This window comes from Nocardioides astragali (assembly GCF_024436375.1).
Lineage (GTDB): Bacteria > Actinomycetota > Actinomycetes > Propionibacteriales > Nocardioidaceae > Nocardioides > Nocardioides astragali.
This window is the reverse complement of record NZ_JAFMZM010000001.1, coordinates 49,471-68,863: the sequence shown is the minus strand read 5'-3', so window position 1 is coordinate 68,863 and position 19,393 is coordinate 49,471. Positions and strand designations below refer to the sequence as shown.

Below are 19,393 nucleotides of genomic sequence, written 5' to 3'. Positions count from 1 at the left end.
CATCCGACCAGGGACCGCCGCGACGAGCGGTCGGGCGTGGTCAGTCGAGGGCCGCAGCGCCCTCGACGACCCCGAGCGGCTCGGCGGCGATGTCGCGCCGCCACTGGGCGCCCGGGAAGCTGATGCTGGCGACACCCTCGTACGCCTTGGCCCGGGCGTCCGCTACGTCCGTGCCGCGCGCGCGGACGGCCAGGACCCGACCACCTGCGGTCACCAGCCCGGCCTCGGTGCGCGCGGTGCCGGCGTGGACGACGTCGACGTCGCCCTCGACCGCCAGCGTCTCGGTGCCGACGATGACGTCGCCGCTGCTGGAGCCCTCGGGGTAGCCCGCGCTGGCCACCACGACCGTGACCGCCGCACCGGAGGCGAAGGCCGGAGCAGGCACGGACGACAGGTCGCCGTCCGCCGCGGCCCGGAGCAGGACCCCCAGCGGTGACTCGAGGAGCGCCAGGACGGGCTGGATGTCCGGGTCGCCGAAGCGGACGTTGAACTCGATGACCTTGGGGCCCGCGGTGGTGAGCGCCAGTCCGACGTACAGGCAGCCGATGAAGGGTGCGCCCCGTCGCTGCATCTCGGCGAGGGTGGGGGCCACGACCTGCTCCATGACCGCGTCGACGGTGCCGTCGGGGAGCCAGGCGAGCGGGGAGTAGGACCCCATGCCGCCGGTGTTGGGGCCACGCCCGCCGTCGAAGATGCGCTTGAAGTCCTGCGCCGGCAGCAGCGGACGCCCCTGCGTGCCGTCGCAGACCACGAAGAGGGAGAACTCGGGGCCATCGAGGAACTCCTCGACGACCACGCGCTCGCAGGCCGCCGCGTGGGCCAGCGCCTCACCGAGGTCGTTGGTCACGACGACGCCCTTGCCGGCGGCCAGCGCGTCGTCCTTGACGACGTACGGCGCCCCGAACGCGTCGAGCGCAGCCGCTGTCTCCTCGGGCATCGTGCACGTGAAGGAGCCGGCAGTCGGCACGCCGGCGGCCGACATGACCTCCTTGGCGAACGTCTTGGAGCCCTCGAGCCGCGCAGCGGCACGCGACGGGCCGAAGCAGGCGATCCCTGCGTCGCGCACGGCGTTCGCGACCCCGGCGACCAGCGGCGCCTCGGGTCCGACCACGACGAGGTCCGCGCCGATCGAGGCGGCGAGCGCCGCGACGGCCGGACCGTCCATCGGGTCCACGTCGTGGAGCGTGGCGACCTCGCCGATGCCTGGGTTGCCCGGGGCAGCGTGCACCTCCGCGACGGCGGGATCGCGCGCCAGCGCGATCGCCAGGGCGTGCTCGCGCCCGCCGGCGCCGACGACAAGCGTCCTCACCCGTGCACCACCACGGTCTGCTCGCGGCCCGGTCCGACGCCCACGCCCCAGATCCTCGCGCCCGAGATCTCCTCGAGGGCCTGGACGTAGATCTGGGCGTTCTTGGGCAGCTCGTCGAAGGAGCGGCACCCGGAGATGTCGCTCTTCCAGCCGTCGAAGTACTCGTAGACCGGCTTCGCGTGGTGGAACTCGGTCTGGGTCATCGGCATCTCCTCGACGCGCTGACCATCGATCTCGTAGGCGACGCAGACCGGGATCCGGTCCCACGCACCGAGGATGTCGAGCTTGGTCAGGAAGAACTCGGTGAGGCCGTTGACCCGGCTCGCGTAGCGCGCGACCACGGCGTCGTACCAGCCGCAGCGGCGGGTGCGGCCGGTCGAGACGCCGATCTCGCCGCCGAGCTGCTGGAGCTGGACGCCGTCCTCGTCGAACAGCTCGGTGGGGAACGGACCCGAGCCCACCCGCGTCGTGTAGGCCTTGATCACGCCGACCACGCGGTCGATGCGGGTGGGGCCGATGCCCGCACCGACACAGACGCCGCCGGCCACCGGGTTGGAGGACGTGACGAACGGATAGGTGCCGTGGTCGACGTCGAGCATGGTCGCCTGGGCGCCCTCGAAGAGCACCGTCTGACCGGCATCGAGCGCGCGATTGAGCAGCAGCGAGGTGTCGCAGACCATCGGCCGCAGCCGCTCGGCGTAGGAGAGGAGCTCCTCGACCACGACCTCCACCTCGATCGCCCGGCGGTTGTAGACCTTGGTCAGCAGGTGGTTGCGGACGTCGAGCGCCGCCTCGACCTTCTCGGTCAGGATCTTCTCGTCGAACAGGTCCGCGATGCGTACGCCGACCCGGTTGATCTTGTCGGCGTAGGCCGGACCGATGCCGCGGCCCGTGGTGCCGATCTGGTTCTTGCCGAGGAAGCGCTCGGTGACCTTGTCGATGGTCGCGTGATAGCTCGCGATCACGTGCGCGTTGGCGCTGACCTTGAGGTCCGCGACCTCCACGCCCCGGGCGATGAGGCCGTCCAGCTCGCGGAACAGCGCCTCCGGCGAGACCACCACGCCGCCGGCGATGACCGACGTGGCTCCCGGCGTGAGGATGCCGCTGGGCAGCAGGTGGGTGGCGTACTTCTCGCCGTTGACGACGATGGTGTGGCCGGCGTTGTGCCCACCGCTGGTGCGGACCACGAAGTCGATCGGGTCCGTGGTGGCCAACAGGTCGGTGGCCTTGCCTTTGCCCTCGTCGCCCCACTGGGCGCCGAGCACGACGATCGCGGGCATCTCAGCCCTCCTCTGTCATGTCAGCAGAAATAGAAACAACCCCGGCACAAGGCACCGGGGCTCTTGCGCAGCCACGCTACCGCACCCGCGCGGAGCGGACCGCGCGTGCGGCCCTCAGGGTGAGATGCCGGCGGTCGGGAGTGGGCTAGTGTCCGGCCGTGCGCTCCTTGCTGGTGATCACCAACGCCGAAGCCGGCACCTCGGACGAGGAGCGGCTGGCCGAGGCGATGGCCGTGCTCCGCGAGGACGCCTCCGTGGAGGTCGCCAGGACCGCCAACCCGGGCGAGCTCGACGGGGTGCTGCACCGTGCGGGCGGGCGCACGGTGGTCGTCGCCGGCGGCGACGGCAGCCTGCACGCAGTCGTGACGGCTCTCTACAAGCGCCACGAGCTGGCCGGCGCCACCCTGGCGCTGCTGCCGATGGGCACCGGCAACGACTTCGCCCGCGGCAACCAGATCCCGCTCGAGATCGAGGACGCCGCCCGTCTCGTGCTGACCGGCGAGCCCCGGCCGGTCGACCTGCTGGTCGACGAGACGGGCAACATCGTCGTCAACAACGTCCACGTCGGCGTGGGCGCCCAGGCCAGTCGCAAGGGGCACAAGTGGAAGGGCCGGCTCGGCGCGATCGGCGTCGGCAAGGCCAACCTCGGCAAGCTGGGCTACCCGATCGGCGCCCTCCTGTCGGCCTTCCACCCGCCGAGCTGGCGGCTGCGCGTCGAGCTCGACGGCACGGTCGTCAACGACGTCAACCGTCCGGTCCTCATGGTCGCCATCGGCAACGGCAGCAACGTCGGTGGCGGCACCGAGCTCAACCCGGACGCGGACACCGAGGACGGCGTGCTCGACGTGATGATCAGCCGGGCGGTCTCCCCGATGGCCAAGCTCGGCTACGCCGCTCGGCTGCGCAAGGGCGAGCACGACGAGCGCGACGACGTGCTGACGCTGCGCGGCAGGTCCGTCAAGGTGAGCGGCGACGAGTTCTGGCTGTCCGCCGACGGCGAGGTCTCCGGGCCCGAGCGCAGCCGGAGCTGGCGCCTGGAGCCGGCGGCGTACTCCATGATCCTGCCCTGACGGCTCCCCGCGCCGGGGACGGCGTCACAGCCAGCCGCGACGGACGGCCTCGACCCCTGCCTGGAAACGGGTGTCCACCCCGAGCTCGGACATCAGGGTGGCGACCCGTCGACGGACGGTGCGCAGACTCATGTCGAGGTTGCGGGCGATCTGCTCGTCCTTGACCCCGTCGGCCAGCTCGGCCAGCAGGAGGCGTCGGTGGTCGCGCTCGGCCAGTCGGTCACCTTTGGGGTCGACTCGGCTGGCGGTCTCCCAGAGCGCGTCGAAGTAGGCCTGGAGCATGCCGACCAGGGACGCCTGCCGGACCACGACGCGGTGGTCGGAGCCGGTGCCGAGCGGCTCGGGCACGATCGCGCGGCGAGGGCCGACGATGACCAGCCGGGTCAGCACGCTCGGCACGACCCGGACGTCCTCGCCGATCTCGACGCGCATCCGCAGCACCTGCGAGGCCTCCGACAGCGCGCGGGCGGGATAGATGGCGCGGACACGGCGGCCCTCGCGCACGGCGTTGCCCACCGCCACGGCCATCTCGGACTCGCTCGGGAACCGCCACTGGTCGGGCCGGAGGAAGCACACGTCTCCGCGCTTCTCCCGGATCCACTGGGCGATCAGGCCGGGTACGTCGGCCGTGGTCGACACGTCCCCGTCGATGAGCTGGTCGTTGCCGGGCTCGGCGTAGCGGCGCTCCGAGAGCACCGGCAGCACCTCCGCGATCCGCGCCAGCTCCCGTGCCGCGACGCCGAGCTCCGCGGCCTGGGCTGCGAGCGCCCGGCTCGTGGCGGTGGCCGGGTCCAGGACGTGGAGGACGCCGTCCTCGACGGTCACGACCTCGAGGGCGACCAACGGTGCCAGCTGGTCGAGGAGCTGCTCGGCGGAGAGGAGCATGCTCGCCGCCACCTGCTCGACCGACTGGCCCGAGCCCGGCAGGACCCTGCGGTAGACCGGCTCCATCTGGGTGGGCAGCCCGAGGGCCGCGACCACTGCGCTCTCCGGCATCCGCCACCCCCTCGGTTGGCATCTTAGTGCCAGCGGCCACTTGGAGCCACGCGTCAAGGCAACCCTGATGGCACAATGCTGCCGACTGCTCGGGACAGCCACGTGGCACGGGGGTGCCCACGTGGCTCGGCGCGTGAGCGCAGCGCCCGAGTGGTGGCGCCGGAGCCGCCCGGGGGATGGCTCCGGCGCCAGCATCATCCCCCGATAGCCTTGCCGCATGGCACGAGGCGGACAGCAGGGCGAACCGGTCGACTGGGTGACGCGCGCGGCGGACGACGCCGTACGCCACGCGGGCGAGGGCAACCTGGTGACCGTCGCGTCAGGCGCCTCCCCGAGTGGCCCGATCCACCTGGGCAACCTGCGCGAGTTCATCACGCCGCACTTCGTGGCCGAGGAGCTGAGGCGCCGCGGCGTGCCCGTGCGCCACCTGCACTCCTGGGACGACTTCGACAGGTTCCGCAAGGTGCCGGCCGGTGTGCCGGCCGAGTGGGCCGAGCACATCGGGCGTCCGCTGACCGCGGTGCCCGACCCGTGGGAGTGCCACGACAGCTGGGCCGAGCACTTCAAGGCACCGCTGCAGGCGGCGCTGCGCGACCTCGGCGTCGAGATGGAGGAGATCTCCCAGACGCAGATGTACACCTCGGGCGCCTACCGCGAGCAGGTCCTCCTGGCCGTCTCGCGACGCGACGAGATCGAGGCGGTGCTCGCTCGGCACCGCACCAAGAGGCTCACCCCGGCCGATGACGCCTCCGAGCAGGAGGCGGCCGACCTCGCGGACTCGGTCGCCAACGACGACGCCGACCCGACCGGCGCCGGCGACGCGATCGCCCGCTTCCCCTACCGCCCCTACTGCCGCCAGTGCGGACGCGACACGGTGGCCACCACGGCGTACGACGACGCCACGACGACGCTGTCCTACACCTGCTCCTCCTGCGGCTTCGAGGGCACGACCGACCTCTCCAGCGACGCCGACGGCAAGCTCGTCTGGAAGGTCGACTGGCCCATGCGCTGGGCCTACGAGAAGGTCGACTTCGAGCCCGCCGGCCGTGACCACATGACACCGGGGTCGTCCTACACCGTCGGCACCGACCTCGTGTCGTCGATCTTCGAATGGCGCGCGCCGGCCCGGGTGATCTACGCCTTCGTCGGGTTCGCCGGCGTGCAGAAGATGTCGTCCTCGGCCGGCGGCGTGCCCACGGCGGTCGACGCACTGCGGATCCTCGAGGCGCCGATGCTGCGCTGGCTCTACGTCCGCCGGGCGCCGACGCAGGCCTTCGACATCGACTTCGGCCCGGCCGTCGTGCGGCTCTACGACGAGTGGGACGCCCTGGGCCGCAAGGCCGGCGACCCCGCGAAGGCCGACGTCGCGACGCTCGCCTGGCACCGCGCCTCCGAGACGGCGTCCGCCGGCCGGCTGCCCACCCCCGTCGTGGCGGTCCCCTTCCGCACCCTGTCGTCGGTCGCCGACGTGACGGCCGGCTCGGCCGAGCTCATCTCGCGGATCGTGGAGTCCGCGGGGTTCCCCCACGAGTCCGTCGACGACCTCGAGCCGCGGCTGTCCAAGGCGATGCAGTGGACTGCCGAGCACGTGCCCGCCGAGGAGCGCACGACGGTCCGCGAGAAGCCGGACGTCGAGCGCCTCGCGGCGCTGAGCGAGGACGAGGAGCTCTGGTTGCGGATCTTCCTCGACCGCCTGCCCGACGAGGCCGACCTCGAGGCCGTCACCAGCGTCGTCTACGGCGTGCCGAAGGTCGCCCGCGGCCTCGGCTTCGACGACGCCCCGACCGACCAGGTGAAGGCGGACCAGAAGGACTTCTTCCGGCTCCTCTACAACCTCCTGGTGTCCGCCGACCGGGGTCCTCGCCTGCCCACGCTCGTGCTGGCGCTGGGGCCGGCCAAGGTGCGGCACCTGCTCGGCGCCTGACGGGCCGGGCCTGCCGCCGCCGCCGAATGGCGACTCGAGCGGCCATATGGTCGCTCGAGTCGCGACATACCGTGCGACGAGCGGCCGTATCGGTTTACCAGTGGAGGTCCCACCGCCGCACCGCGGGCGCTGCGCCTGAGTCGCCTCCGCGAGTCCGAGCCACCACGCGTCCACAGGCGGCGTGAAACGACCGTCGTTCACAGCCTTCTCGTCCGCCTCGCTTCTTCACGCGCGCTCGGTTGCAGCCTGAGGCCATGAGATCAGCACTCGTAGCAGCTGCGGCCGTCCAGGGCGGCCTGTTCTCCCGCCAGCAAGCGCTCCGAGCCGGCTACACCGCGCGCGAGATCAAGGCGCTGACCCGGCCGGGCGGCGTCTGGGCAGTGGTGCGCCACGGCGTCTACTGCCAGCGCATCGACGTCGAAGCACTCGACCAGCGCGCACGGTGGATCCTCAAGGACCGCGCCGCTGCCCTTTCCACGCGGCAGCCGTCGACCTTGAGCCACGACTCAGCCGCACGCCTGCTGGGCATCGACACGCTCGAGCCGCCCACCCAGGCCAGCCACCTGACCGTCGTGGGGACGACCGGCAGCCGGACGAACGGCGACCTCACCCGGCACCGCGACCTATTGCCGCTGTGCGTGGAACGGGTCGACGACCTCGTTGCGACGTCGTACGCCCGCACCGCCATCGACATCGGGCGCTGGCACGGCTATCGACACGGGTTGGTGGCCGTCGACTCCGTGCGCAACATGGGTGTCCCGCTCGCCGACCTGGAGGCGGAGCTGACCCGGATGGTTCGCCACCCACACGTCGCCCGGGCTCGCGCGGCTGTTGCCGACTCGGACGAGGGCGCCGAATCGGTGCTGGAGACACTCGGCCGCGAGCTCGTGGCCTCCCTGGAGCTCGGCGACATCGAGACGCAGTTCGCCGTGGGACTGGCGGACGGACGAGTGGTGTGGTGCGACATCCGCGTGGGTTGCCACATCTTCGAGTGCCACGGCATGGCGAAGCTCGTCCCGGTCAGTACGGGCGGTGTGGCGACCGAACCAGCTGAACGCGTGCTCTGGAAGCAGCAGGCTCGGGAGACAGCAGTCTGTGCCGAGGGCCTGGGCGCGTCGCGCATCGTCTGGGCCGACTGCTTCGGCGCCGGGCGAGAGCGAGCCCTGACGCGCCTGCGGAAGGAGTACGTCGTCACCGAGGCTCGCTTCGGACGCGAGCTGCCCGAGCACCTGCGGCGGTTCGCGGACAGTCACCCGCGACGACGTACGTCGCGACTGCGGACGCCCTGTTCCACTACCGCCGCCTGAGCGCCGATCACTCGCACTGGTGCACCGATGTGGTCGCCCGTCGCACGATTTGGCGTCACTCGAGCGACCATATGGCCGCTCGAGTGGGAAAATGGTCGGGCGGGGCCCCCAGGCATCGCAGCGCCCCGCCGAGAGCCGCGTATGCCGGGTTGGCAGACTGTGACCCATGACCTCCGGACCCTTCGGCGGCGACCTGATGGCCGGTCCCCCGCCCACCCACCTGCCCACTGACCCCGCCGACGCGGAGCTCGCGGGCGGCGAGGCCCCGGCAGCGGTCGTACGACGTCATCCGGAGTCGCCTGCCGCCTGGGCGGCGCTCGCCGGCCAGGCCAAGGAGGCGGGCGCCGACGACGTGACGGTCTACGCCTACGCCCGCGTCGGCTACCACCGCTCGCTCGACCAGCTGCGCCGCAACGGGTGGAAGGGCCACGGCCCGGTCCCGTGGGAGCACGAGCCCAACCGCGGCTTCCTGCGCTCGCTCGCACTCCTCGCCCTCGCTGCCCGGGCGATCGGCGAGACCGCCGAGTGGGAGCGGTGCTCGACCTTCCTGCGCGACTCCAGCCCGACGGCGGCGGACGAGCTGCTCGGCTGACCGCTCGTCGCGCGAGACCGACCGCTGGTCGCGCACCTGCCCTCCGAGGGGCCGTGACGGCCCTCACTGCGCCAGTAGGGTCGCGCGCATGATTCCCGGGAACCCTCCACAGTCGCGCCCTGAACAGGGCGTCCCCCCGACCGACAAGGGCAAGATGGTGCTCGCGGGCGTGCTGCTCGCGATCCCCATCGTCGTGCTGCTCTGGGTGCCGCACTACGCGAAGGTCGAGCCGGAGCTGCTCGGCTTCCCCTTCTTCTTCTGGTACCAGTTCCTCTGGGTCTTCCTCTGCTCGGGACTGACCTACGCGGCCTACCGGTTGACGCTCTCCGCGCGCGGCATGTCCACGCACAAGGTGGGTGAGGACCGATGACGCCTCAGCTCACCGTGATGGCCGCGGACGAGGGCATCAACGGGGTCGCCCTCGCGGTGCTGATCGTGCTCTTCGGCGTGGTCACGGTCGCCGGGTTCATGGCCAGCAGGTTCATGCGCGCCGACTCGATGGAGTCGCTGGACGAGTGGGGCCTCGGCGGCCGCAAGTTCGGCACGTGGATCACGTGGTTCCTGCTGGGCGGGGACCTCTACACGGCGTACACGTTCGTCGCCGTCCCCGCAGCGATGTTCGCGACCGGCGCGGTCGCCGGCTTCTTCGCCGTCCCCTACACGATCATCCTCTACCCGATCATCTTCATCTTCATGGCGCGGCTGTGGTCGGTGAGCCACCGCCACGGCTACGTCACCACGGCGGACTTCGTCCGGGGCCGGTATGACGACCGCACCCTGTCCCTGGCAGTGGCGGTCACCGGGTTCGTCGCGACGATGCCCTACATCGCCCTGCAGCTCGTCGGCATCCAGGCGGTGCTCGAGGTGGCCGGGCTGGGCGGGGGCGACAACCTCCTCGCCAAGGACGCCCCGCTCTTCATCGCCTTCGCCCTGCTGGCGGCCTACACCTACTCCAGCGGCCTGCGGGCGCCGGCGGTGATCGCGTTCGTCAAGGACATCCTCATCTACCTCGTCATCATCGTGGCGATCGTCTACCTGCCCGGCCAGGTCGGCGGCTGGGAGGCGATCTTCGGCGCCGCCCAGGACAAGATGGAGTCCAACAACGCAGCGGCCGTGGAGGCCGGCCTCAAGCCCACCTCCTCCTTCATCCCCGGCTCGCCGGCCTTCTGGGCGTACGCCACCCTGGCCCTCGGCTCGGCGATGGCTCTGTTCATGTACCCGCACTCGGTCACCGCGTCGCTGTCGTCCAACTCGCGCAACGTCGTGCGCCGCAACGCCGCGATCCTGCCGGCGTACTCCTTCGTGCTGGGCCTGCTCGCACTGCTCGGCTGGGTCGCCATCGCCGCCGGCACGCAGCCGATCGGTCTCGACGGCGAGCCCAACGCGCAGCTGGTGATCCCTCAGATGTTCGAGGACATGTTCCCGTCGTGGTTCGCCGGCGTCGCCTTCGCCGCGATCGCGATCGGCGCGCTCGTGCCGGCCGCGATCATGTCGATCGCCGCGGCCAACACGTTCAGCCGCAACATCTACAAGGAATGGCTCAACAAGGACGCCACCCCAGCGCAGGAGGCGAAGGTCTCCAAGCTCATGTCGCTGCTGGTGAAGGCGTTCGCACTGCTCTTCGTGCTCACGCTGGACAAGCAGAACGCGATCAACTTCCAGCTCCTGGGCGGCATCTGGATCATGCAGACCTTTCCCGCCGTGGTGTTCAGCCTCTTCACCCGCTGGTTCCACCGCCACGGCCTGCTGGTGGGCTGGGCGGCCGGCATGGTCTACGGCACGATCGAGGCCTACCAGGTCGTCAACCCGGTGACGGGCAAGCACTTCGGCGGCTCGACGGCCCTCATCCCCGGCCTGGAGCAGATGGGCTACATCGCGGTCACTGCCTTCGTGCTCAATGTCGTGCTCGCGGTCGTCGTCAGCGCGATCCTCAACGCCATGAAGGTCTCCAACGGCAGCGACGAGACGATCCCGTTCGACTACTTCGCCGACGCGGACGACCCCCGCGTGCAGAAGGACCTGGCGGCGCACGACACGCACGGCGACCGCTACGGCGACCCGGACGACGTCCCTGGGAACGCACCGGCACGCTGACCTGCTGTCCCTCCGGGGGCGTGACCTGGCGCACGGTGCCGCGTTGAACCACTCGACGCGGTGCCCCCGACGCCGCGGCTCACCCCCGGAGGAACACATGCGCACACGCTCGTCCCGCCGCCGCCAGGCCACCGCCTTGGCCGCACTCGCGATGGGAGCGGCGGCCCTGACCGCCCCGACCGCCGCACAGGGCAACGTCGCCGGCACCACCGCTGCCGCCGTCTTCGCCCCTCAGCTCGTCACAGTCGACACCCCGACGCGAGCCGACAAGTCCCGGCTGCAGACCCTCGGTCTCGACCTGACGGAGCACGCCGGCCACGACTACATCGAGGTGGTCCTGCACAGCGCGGCCGACCGCGAGGCGCTCACCGCTGCCGGCTTCACCTATCGCGTGCGCATCCCCGACCTGCTGCGTCGCGAGGGGGAGATCAACCGGCTCGACGATCTCTTCGCCGCCACCACCCTGCGTACGTCGCTGCCGTCGGGCCGCGACGCCTACCGCACGCTCGCCGACTACAACGCCGAGATGAAGGCGATGGCGGACGCCAACCCCGGCCTCGTCAAGCTCCTCGAGATGCCGGAGAAGACCTTGGACGGCCGGACCGTCTACGGCGTGGAGATCGCCAAGAACGTCGCGGCGCGCGACGGCCGCCCGACGTTCGCGATGTTCGGTCTGCACCACGCCCGCGAGTGGCCCTCAGGGGAGCACGCGATGGAGTTCGCCGTCGACCTGGTCAAGGGCGCCCGAGCCGGCGACCCGCGGATCACCGGCCTCCTCGAGCGCGGGCGCGCGGTCGTCGTGCCGGTCGTCAACGCCGACGGCTTCCACCTGTCCATCACCGACGGCCAGCTCGTCGACCTGCGCGCGACCGACGGTGGCGGCACGGCGACGATCCTCGGCACCCCCGGCAACGCCTACAAGCGCAAGAACTGCCGGGTCATCGACGGCCAGGACACCCCCGACGGGACCTGCGCGGTCTTCAGCGCGACCTCCAACGGCGGGTACGGCGTGGGCGTGGACCCCAACCGCAACTACGGCGGCTTCTGGGGCGGTCCCGGCGCCTCGGACCTGTTCGCCGACCCGACCTATCGCGGCGCCGGTCCGTTCTCCGAGCCGGAGACCCGCAACGTCCGCCACCTGATCTCCACCCGTCAGGTGACGATGATGATCTCCAACCACACCTTCTCCAACCTGGTGCTGCGCCCCAACGGCGTCAACCCGACCACCATCGGACCCGACGGGCTCCCCGTCGGCGACGCGCCCGACGAGCACGCGATGAAGGAGCTCGGCGCGCGGATGACGGCGCAGAACGGCTACGCCAACATCCACGGCTGGGAGCTCTACGACACCACCGGCACCACCGAGGACTGGTCCTACAACGCGACCGGTGGCTACGGCTACACCTTCGAGATCGGTCCCAACGAGTTCCACCCGCCGTTCGCGCAGGTCGTCGACGAGTACGTCGGGGCCGGGCAGTACGCCGGCAAGGGCAACCGCGAGGCCTACCTCATCGCCTTCGAGAACGCCGTCAGCCGCACCAGCCACGCCGTGATCTCCGGCAAGGCGCCGGCCGGCGCGACGCTGCGGCTGCGCAAGGAGTTCTCGACGCCTACGTGGAGCCCCGAGAACGACTTCACCGACTCGCTCGAGACCACGATGGTCACGAGCGGCAAGACCTTCGCCTGGGACGTCAACCAGTCCACCCGCCCGGTGGTCCAGTCGCGACTGGTCAAGCTCCTCGACGAGGAGCCCACGCGGTCCGAGACCTTCACCGGCACGGCGGCGCCCACCACCTCGGTCGACCACGAATTCGTCGTGACCGAGGCCGACCAGGAGATCATGCAGGTCGAGCTCGACTGGCCGACCCCGGACGACCTGGACCTCGAGGTCTACCGCAAGAACGCCGACGGCTCGCTCACGGAGGTCGGCGGCTCCGGCAACTTCGTGGGTGACAAGGAGAAGGCGACGATCAACGCGCCGACGCCCGGCACGTACGTCCTCCGGGTGATCAACTTCGCGTCCGTCAGCCCGACCTACACGCTCACGGCGAGCCTGTTCAACGCCACCGAGCAGACCACGGCCCCGTTGGTGGAGGCCTGGACGCTGACGTGCGAGAAGAGCGGCCAGGTCCTCCAGACCGTGCCGATCGTCGTCGACCGCGGCCAGCAGGTCAGCGTCGACCTCAAGGAGTGCACCCGCCGCTGGGGTCGCTGACGCCGCGTACGACGACGGCGCCCGCCCCTGCTCGAGGGGCGGGCGCCGTCGCCGGTCTGGGGTGCCCCGCTCAGCCGGCGAGCGACGTGCCCGCGGAGCGGAGGTTCTGGCAGGCTTCGACGATGCGCTCGGCCATGCCGGCCTCGGCGGCCTTGCCCCAGGCGCGGGGGTCGTAGAGCTTCTTGTTGCCGACCTCGCCGTCGACCTTCAGCACGCCGTCATAGTTGGCGAACATGTGGGCCGCGACGGGGCGGCTGAAGGCGTACTGGGTGTCGGTGTCGACGTTCATCTTGACCACGCCGTAGTCGACGGCGTCGCTGATCTCCTGCGCGGTGGAGCCGGATCCGCCGTGGAAGACCAGGTCGAACGGGCGGGCGTCGGCGCCGAGGCCGAGCTCCTTGGCGGCTGCCTCCTGGGCGGTCTTGAGGATCTCGGGGCGCAGCCTGACGTTGCCGGGCTTGTAGACGCCGTGCACGTTGCCGAAGGTCAGAGCGGTCATGTAGCGACCACGCTCGCCGGCGCCGAGCGCCCGGACCGTGGCGATGGCGTCCTCGGGGGTCGTGTAGAGCTGGTCGTTGATCTCGTTGGCGACGCCGTCCTCCTCACCGCCGACGACCCCGACCTCGATCTCGAGGATGATGTGGGCCGCCGCGCACTTCGCCAGCAGCTCCTCGGCGATCTGGAGGTTCTCGTCGAGCGGCACGGACGAGCCGTCCCACATGTGCGACTGGAAGAGCGGAGCCTCGCCGCGCGCGACGCGCTCGGCGGAGATGTCGAGGAGCGGCCGGACGAAGCCGTCGAGCTTGCCCTGGGGGCAGTGGTCGGTGTGCAGCGCGACGTTGACGGGGTAGTTCTTGGCGACCTCGGCGGCGTAGGCGGCGAACGCGACGGAGCCGGTGACCATGTCCTTCACGGACGGGCCGGAGAGGTACTCGGCGCCGCCGGTCGAGACCTGGATGATGCCGTCGGAACCGGCGTCGGCGAAGCCCTTCAGCGCTGCGTTGAGGGTCTGGGAGGACGACACGTTGATGGCCGGGTAGGCGAAGGACTTCGACTTCGCGGCGTCCAGCATCTGCGCGTAGACCTCGGGGGTGGCGATGGGCATCGGGGAGTTCTCCTCAGAAGGGGTCCTACAGACGGTGCCAACCCTAGTGGCTACTCGCGGGTCGCGATCTTCGCGCGCAGACGTCTCACCACGTGACAACCGATGGCCCCGCCGTTCCGTGTAGAGGGGTGCCAGACTCACACCGGGGGAAGGATCAGCATGGAGACCGAGATCGACTGGGCACGCGAGCTCGACCTGTCGTTCGGCACGGGCGAGGACGTCGCCGTCGAGCACTACGTCGCCGCCGGGCGGGGCGCCGTACGCCGGCGGCGGCTGGCTGCGGTGGTCGCCGGGCTGGGTGCGGCAGCCGTCGTGGGCGGCATCGCCTGGGGCGTCGCTCCGGACCGCGGACCGAGCAGCAGCGACACCCCGGTCGCGACGGACCCGAGCGGCACGTCCGCACTGTCGGACCTCCGCCCGTCGGGTCAGAGGGATTGGCCGGCCGAGGCGGACGACGACGGATTGCACATCCGGCCGGGCGCGGTAGTGCACGAGCGGATCGACGACCTCTTCCCGGAGAAGGACTCCGAGTCCGTCGCCCTCGACCTCACCTACGAGGGCAAGCGGTGGTGGATGACGCTCGAGTGGGGCGAGGACGGCGGCGCCGGGTCGGCGACCACCCCCGACGAGGGGATCTACGCCTCCTTCGACGACTTCGTCGCCGCGGAGATCGCCGGCGGCGGGATGACGAGCCGACCGTCCTCGCCAGACGACGACTGGTTCGGCGGGCTGGTGCAGTGGACCGCGGGCGACGTGCGCGTGCGCTCGGGTGTCGAGGTGGTGACGGAGGTTCGCGACCCCCTGGCATCCGACCTCCCGTCGGTCGGGCTCGTGCTGCGCAAGGGCGGCGTCACCACCTGGATGCTGGTCATGGACGGCGGCACGGGCGCGAGCTGGACCAGCGAGGCTGACTCGGGGTGGGTCACCTTCGAGGAGTGGCTCGCCGACCAGGTCGCCCTCCAAGGCGGGACGCCCGACGACCCCCACGAGGGGGTGAGCCCGGTCAAGCTGACGGAGGACGGCACGGTGGTCCCCGACGAGCCCGGGGTCGTCGTCCTCGAGCAGCGGGCAGACCCCGACCTCCGCGCCTACGGCACCCACGCCACGGGCGCCGTCTCGGCCGTCGCCCTGCTCGAGTGGAAGGAACAGCGCTGGTTCGTCCTGGCGGTGGGTGGTCCCGGCGACGGCCCGGACGCGATCACCACGGTCGCGGAGGTCAAGGCCGGCGGCGCGAGCACGCTCCAGGAGTTCGTGGCCTTCATGGCCGATCGCGCCGACGAGGGCGGCATGCGGTGAACCACGATGGAGCGTTCTCGGACTTCGTCGCTGCACGCCAGGGCCACCTGCGCCGCATCGCCTACGCGCTGTGCGGCGACTGGCACAAGGCCGACGACCTGCTGCAGACCGCCCTGACGAAGCTCTACGTCGCGTGGCCCCGGATCCGTCACGAGGGCAGCGAGGAGGCGTACGTCCGCCAGATCATGGTCCGCGCCAACATCGACGACTCCCGCCGACCCTGGCGGCGGGAGCGGCCGAGCGCCGACCTCCCCGACCGGCCCGGTGACCAGCCGACTGCCGTCGAGGAGCGCTCGGCGCTCTTCGACGCGCTCCAGTCACTGCCGGAGCAGCAGCGCAAGGTGGTCGTGCTGCGGCACTGGCTCGGGTTGTCGGTCCGCGAGACCGCGACGGAGCTCGGCATCAACGAGGGGACCGTGAAGAGCCACAGCAGCCGGGGCCTCAAGGCACTCGAGGCGGTGCTGGCACCCCAGAAGTAGCGCACGAGGTGCGTCGGGGTCCTGCCCGCGTGGCCACGGGGGATGGCCGCGGCCCGTGCGTCAGGATTAGGTTGACGTCATGACTCGACGACTCGGGCCGAGTGCCGTGATCACCTGCCTTCTCGCTGCTGCCCTGTCCGTCTGGAGCACGCCGACCGCCGGCGCCGCCGACCCGATGCACCAGGCGCCGGTCGTGGGCCAGTGCTTCGACATGAGCCCCGAGGAGCTCGCCCTCGCGTCCCACCCCGAGGCTCCGGTGGACTGCGCCGGCGAGCACACCTCGCAGGTCATCGCGGTCGCGCTGCTGCCAGACGACCTCACCTACGAGAGCACGGGGCTGGGGCGGTTCGCGCTGGAGACGTGCTTCTCCGCCCAGCGCAAGGTCCTCGGCACCAGCATGCGCGGCATCAACCTGACCGCCTACACCGTCGGCTACTTCGGCCCGACGCCCGAGCAACAGGCCGCCGGAGCCCGGTGGCTGCGGTGCGACCTCGTGCTGGGACACCTGACGACGCTGCACCCGCTGCCGGGCCAGCTCAAGGTCGGCTCGTACCCGTTCAGCGCGAAGGTGTCCCGCTGCCTGGCCGGCCGCGACTTCCACGTCACCGTCTGCGCCGACAAGCACACCTTCCGCGCGACAGGCGCACTGACGGTGGACCAGAAGCGGTACCCCTCCGAGAAGGCGTGGAAGCGCATCGGCAACCAGCGCTGCCGCAGTGCGGTGACGACCCGCTACTTCCGCTTCGGCTGGCCGTCCAAGGTCGCCTGGAAGGCCGGCGACCACACCCTCACCTGCTACTCGCAGACGCGGCGCTAGCGCCCTGGGTCCGCGACCGGGTCCGGGGTGCCGTGGGGACATCCTGGACCCGTTCGTGCTGTCCGTCGCGGCCCCCCGGACCCAGGCCGGCTAGCCCCGCCAGGCGTCCTCGCCCGCCAGGTCGGCGTACGTCCTGACCCAGCTGTGCATGGCGATGGCCGCGGCCGAGCTGGCGTTGATCGAGCGGGTCGAGCCGAACTGCGCGATCGAGAAGGTGCCGTCGCAGACCTCGCGCGCCGACTCGGACAGACCCGGCCCCTCCTGCCCGAACAGGAAGCACACCTGGCGCGGCAGCTCCATCGTCTCGAGGTGGAGCGACCCTGGCAGGTTGTCGATGCCGAGCAGCCGCACCGGCCCACCCGACTGCGGCGGGATCCCGTGGAGGTACGACGCCAAGGACGCGGCGTCCGGATGGTGCCGGACGTGCTGATAGCGGTCGGTGACCATCGCGCCGCGGCGGTTCCAGCGCCGGTTGCCGACGATGTGGATCTCCGCTGCGAGGAAGGCGTTGGCGGTGCGCACGATCGTGCCGATGTTGAAGTCGTGCTGCCAGTTCTCGATCGCGACGTGGAACCCGTGCCGCCTGGTGTCGAGGTCGGCGACGATCGCCGCCATCGTCCAGTAGCGGTAGCGGTCGACCACGTTGCGGCGGTCGCCCTCACGCAGCAGGTCGGCGTCCCACTGCTCCCCCTCGGGCCAGGGCCCCTCCCACGGCCCGACCCCCACCTCGGGCGGGCCGTGCGGCATGGGGTCGTAGGGCGCCCGCTCCTCCTCGTGCATGCGAGAACCCTAGGCTCCGATGGTTATCGTGGCGCCCGTGAGCGCACTCGACGGGATCCAGGCGGCCTTCGTGCCGCTGCTCCTCGGCATCGACTGGATGGATCCCAACTGGCTGCTGGACCGCTTCGGCGCCGAGCTGTTCTGGATCAGCCTGCTGATCGTCTTCGTCGAGTGCGGGCTCTTCTTCCCCATCCTTCCCGGCGACACGCTGCTCTTCGCGCTGGGCCTCTTCATCGCGACCGGGCAGCTCGACCTCTTCCCCGGACCGACGTTCGTCGAGCTGATGATCGCGATGGCCGCCCTCACGGGAGCCGCGTTCCTCGGCAACGTCGTCGGCTACGAGATCGGCCACAAGATCGGACCGCCGCTCTACGAGCGCGACGGGCGCATCATCAAGCGGAAGTACTTCGACCAGACCACCGCCTTCTTCGACAAGCACGGCAACAAGGCGCTGGTGATCGGCCGCTTCGTGCCGTTCGTCCGCACCTACATCACCGTCGTCGCCGGTGTGACGCGCATGGACCGCAGGCGGTTCTTCGTCTGGAGCCTCGTCGGTGCCGTGCTGTGGGTCGCCTCGATCTGCCTGCTCGGCTTCTTCCTGGGCGACGCGTTCCCCCACCTCGGGGAGAGCATCGACAAGCTGATCATCGTGATCCTGGCGTTCTCGGTGATCCCGATCATCATCGAGTGGTGGCGCCACAAGCGCACCCACGCACCCGGCGCCGAGATCGGGTCGCACGACGGCGGCCCGGACCGCGACATCACCGGCCGCGACGTCGACTGACAGCCGTCGGCCCTGATTCAGGCTGAGTCGCGTACGGCGTCGAGCTGGGCCCGCGTCAGCACCGACCTGACCTCGAGGCCGACGTCGGCCAGCGGGTTCTCCCCGTCGGGGGACCGGTCGATCGCGCAGACGACGACCTCGACGACCGCGCCGAGCTCGCGCAGCGCATTGGTCGCGTCGCGGACCGCGCCGCCGGTGGTGATCACGTCCTCGATGAGGGTGACCCGGCGACCGGACACCTCCGGACCCTCGGCGAGCTTGGCCGTGCCGTACTCCTTGGCCTGCTTGCGGACGAACAGCCCCGGCAGGCCGGTCTTCGCGCTCACCATCGTCGCGATCGGGATGCCGCCGAGCTCGAGCCCGCCGAGCAGCTCGGTGCCCTCCGGCAGCAGGTCGACCATCTGCGCCGCCACCCGGTCGAGCAGGGCCGGCTGCGCCTCGAAGAGGTACTTGTCGAAGTAGGTGTCGGCGACCTGCCCCGAGCGGAGCGTGAACTCCCCCGTCAGGCGGCAGATGGCATCGATGTCGGCGGCGAGCGCTGCGTCCGGGGTCATGGGGCGATCCTGCCAAAGCACCGGCCGGGGAGCTGGACCGGACCGGGGTGCGGTGCCGCGCGGTGAGGCGTAGCGTCGAGAGCCAGGCACGGCAACCCCGATGCCGGCCGGTGCACGGCCCGACGGAGGGCCAGATCCAGGGCCCGATCCACGGCCCGATCTCAAGAGGAGGCACACATGTTCGTCCAGGTGATCGAGGGACCGGTCTCCGATCCCCAGCAGGCCAAGACGTTGCTCGATCGATGGGTGACCGAGCTCGGCCCCACAGCAGATGGCTGGCTCGGCAGCACGGCGGGCGTCACGGATGACGGCACGTTCGTCGCCCTCGCTCGGTTCGAGTCCGAGGAGGCCGCGCGCCGCAACAGCGACCGGCCCGAGCAGGGCGAGTGGTGGGCGCAGATGGCGGAGGTCTTCACGAGCGAGCCGGAGTTCCACGACAGCACGGAGGTCGACGTCGACGACCACGGCGACCTCGACTCGGCCGGGTTCGTGCAGGTGATGCAGGGCCGCACGAGCGACCCCCAACGGGCCCGCGAGCTGATGAACGACGACAACCCGGAGTGGCAGACCTACCGCCCCGACGTGCTGGGCAGCCTGAGCGCCGTCCACGACGGCGACGCGTGGACGATGGCGATCTACTTCAGCAGCGAGGACGAGGCTCGGGCGGGTGAGCAGAAGGAGCCCCCGGAGTCGATCCGCAAGGCGATGGCCGAGGTCGACTCGCTCACCGTCGGCGACACGTCCTACTTCGACCTGAAGGACCCGTGGCTGGTCAGCCCCTCCTGAGCACC

18 protein-coding genes are annotated in these 19,393 nt (G+C 71.0%); 12 read left to right on the top strand and 6 right to left on the bottom strand.

From position 1 onward, the window contains the following. Window positions 1-40 precede the first annotated feature (40 nt). Window positions 41-1,309, bottom strand: coding sequence for a phosphoribosylamine--glycine ligase (gene purD, locus J3P44_RS00335; protein ID WP_255888241.1), 1,269 nt, complete (start codon window positions 1,307-1,309; stop codon window positions 41-43). Then, on the bottom strand, window positions 1,306-2,589 hold the full coding sequence (locus J3P44_RS00330; protein WP_255888240.1) for an adenylosuccinate synthase: 1,284 nt from the start codon (window positions 2,587-2,589) through the stop codon (window positions 1,306-1,308). The genes purD and J3P44_RS00330 overlap by 4 nt, the downstream gene beginning before the upstream one ends. A 158-nt stretch (window positions 2,590-2,747) precedes the next feature. Here J3P44_RS00330 and J3P44_RS00325 point away from each other — a divergent pair, with 158 nt between their 5' ends. Further along, the gene (locus J3P44_RS00325; protein ID WP_255888239.1) at window positions 2,748-3,659 is read left to right on the top strand and encodes a diacylglycerol/lipid kinase family protein; all 912 of its coding nucleotides are present in this window, start codon (window positions 2,748-2,750) and stop codon (window positions 3,657-3,659) included. Window positions 3,660-3,683: 24 nt separating this feature from the next. Here the strand turns inward: J3P44_RS00325 and J3P44_RS00320 are convergent, their stop codons facing one another. Beyond that, window positions 3,684-4,655 (bottom strand): helix-turn-helix domain-containing protein, encoded by a 972-nt coding sequence (locus J3P44_RS00320; RefSeq protein ID WP_255888238.1) that lies wholly within the window; start codon window positions 4,653-4,655, stop codon window positions 3,684-3,686. 217 nt (window positions 4,656-4,872) lie between these two features. Here J3P44_RS00320 and lysS point away from each other — a divergent pair, with 217 nt between their 5' ends. The 6 genes from lysS (at window position 4,873) to J3P44_RS00290 (ending at window position 12,787) form a co-directional block, all read left to right on the top strand. Next, window positions 4,873-6,579 (top strand): lysine--tRNA ligase, encoded by a 1,707-nt coding sequence (lysS, locus tag J3P44_RS00315; protein ID WP_255888237.1) that lies wholly within the window; start codon window positions 4,873-4,875, stop codon window positions 6,577-6,579. 254 nt (window positions 6,580-6,833) lie between these two features. Next, window positions 6,834-7,886, top strand: a complete 1,053-nt coding sequence (locus J3P44_RS00310; RefSeq protein WP_255888236.1) for a type IV toxin-antitoxin system AbiEi family antitoxin domain-containing protein — start codon at window positions 6,834-6,836, stop codon at window positions 7,884-7,886. A gap of 166 nt (window positions 7,887-8,052) precedes the next feature. Beyond that, window positions 8,053-8,478 carry a DUF3151 domain-containing protein gene (locus tag J3P44_RS00305; RefSeq protein WP_255888235.1) on the top strand — a complete coding sequence of 142 codons (426 nt, stop codon included), beginning with the start codon at window positions 8,053-8,055 and terminating at the stop codon, window positions 8,476-8,478. 88 nt (window positions 8,479-8,566) lie between these two features. After that, window positions 8,567-8,848, top strand: a complete 282-nt coding sequence (locus J3P44_RS00300; protein WP_255888234.1) for a DUF3311 domain-containing protein — start codon at window positions 8,567-8,569, stop codon at window positions 8,846-8,848. Then, entirely contained in the window at window positions 8,845-10,572 is a 1,728-nt protein-coding gene (gene mctP / locus J3P44_RS00295) for a monocarboxylate uptake permease MctP (protein ID WP_305121854.1), read from the top strand. The genes J3P44_RS00300 and mctP overlap by 4 nt, the downstream gene beginning before the upstream one ends. 97 nt (window positions 10,573-10,669) lie before the next feature. Continuing rightward, window positions 10,670-12,787, top strand: coding sequence for a M14 family zinc carboxypeptidase (locus tag J3P44_RS00290; protein WP_255888233.1), 2,118 nt, complete (start codon window positions 10,670-10,672; stop codon window positions 12,785-12,787). Between the two features lie 70 nt (window positions 12,788-12,857). Here the strand turns inward: J3P44_RS00290 and fbaA are convergent, their stop codons facing one another. Beyond that, a complete protein-coding gene (fbaA, locus tag J3P44_RS00285; RefSeq protein ID WP_255888232.1) occupies window positions 12,858-13,892 on the bottom strand; it encodes a class II fructose-bisphosphate aldolase in 1,035 nt (344 codons plus the stop codon). 159 nt (window positions 13,893-14,051) lie between these two features. Here fbaA and J3P44_RS00280 point away from each other — a divergent pair, with 159 nt between their 5' ends. The 3 genes from J3P44_RS00280 (at window position 14,052) to J3P44_RS00270 (ending at window position 16,484) form a co-directional block, all read left to right on the top strand. Then, window positions 14,052-15,188 (top strand): hypothetical protein, encoded by a 1,137-nt coding sequence (locus J3P44_RS00280; RefSeq protein ID WP_255888231.1) that lies wholly within the window; start codon window positions 14,052-14,054, stop codon window positions 15,186-15,188. Next, the gene (locus tag J3P44_RS00275; RefSeq protein WP_255888230.1) at window positions 15,185-15,667 is read left to right on the top strand and encodes a SigE family RNA polymerase sigma factor; all 483 of its coding nucleotides are present in this window, start codon (window positions 15,185-15,187) and stop codon (window positions 15,665-15,667) included. The genes J3P44_RS00280 and J3P44_RS00275 overlap by 4 nt, the downstream gene beginning before the upstream one ends. Window positions 15,668-15,746: 79 nt before the next feature. Continuing rightward, a complete protein-coding gene (locus tag J3P44_RS00270) occupies window positions 15,747-16,484 on the top strand; it encodes a septum formation family protein (RefSeq protein WP_255888229.1) in 738 nt (245 codons plus the stop codon). 90 nt (window positions 16,485-16,574) lie between these two features. On the opposite strand, the gene J3P44_RS00265 is transcribed toward J3P44_RS00270, so the two are convergent. Continuing rightward, window positions 16,575-17,264, bottom strand: a complete 690-nt coding sequence (locus tag J3P44_RS00265) for a TrmH family RNA methyltransferase (protein WP_255888228.1) — start codon at window positions 17,262-17,264, stop codon at window positions 16,575-16,577. A 37-nt stretch (window positions 17,265-17,301) separates the two neighbouring features. Here J3P44_RS00265 and J3P44_RS00260 point away from each other — a divergent pair, with 37 nt between their 5' ends. Continuing rightward, window positions 17,302-18,048 carry a DedA family protein gene (locus tag J3P44_RS00260; protein WP_255888227.1) on the top strand — a complete coding sequence of 249 codons (747 nt, stop codon included), beginning with the start codon at window positions 17,302-17,304 and terminating at the stop codon, window positions 18,046-18,048. Window positions 18,049-18,065: 17 nt separating this feature from the next. Here the strand turns inward: J3P44_RS00260 and pyrE are convergent, their stop codons facing one another. Beyond that, window positions 18,066-18,602: an orotate phosphoribosyltransferase gene (gene pyrE, locus J3P44_RS00255; RefSeq protein ID WP_255888226.1), complete on the bottom strand. Its 537-nt coding sequence runs from the start codon at window positions 18,600-18,602 to the stop codon at window positions 18,066-18,068. A 177-nt stretch (window positions 18,603-18,779) separates the two neighbouring features. Here pyrE and J3P44_RS00250 point away from each other — a divergent pair, with 177 nt between their 5' ends. Then, on the top strand, window positions 18,780-19,388 hold the full coding sequence (locus tag J3P44_RS00250; protein ID WP_255888225.1) for a hypothetical protein: 609 nt from the start codon (window positions 18,780-18,782) through the stop codon (window positions 19,386-19,388). Window positions 19,389-19,393 lie beyond the last annotated feature (5 nt).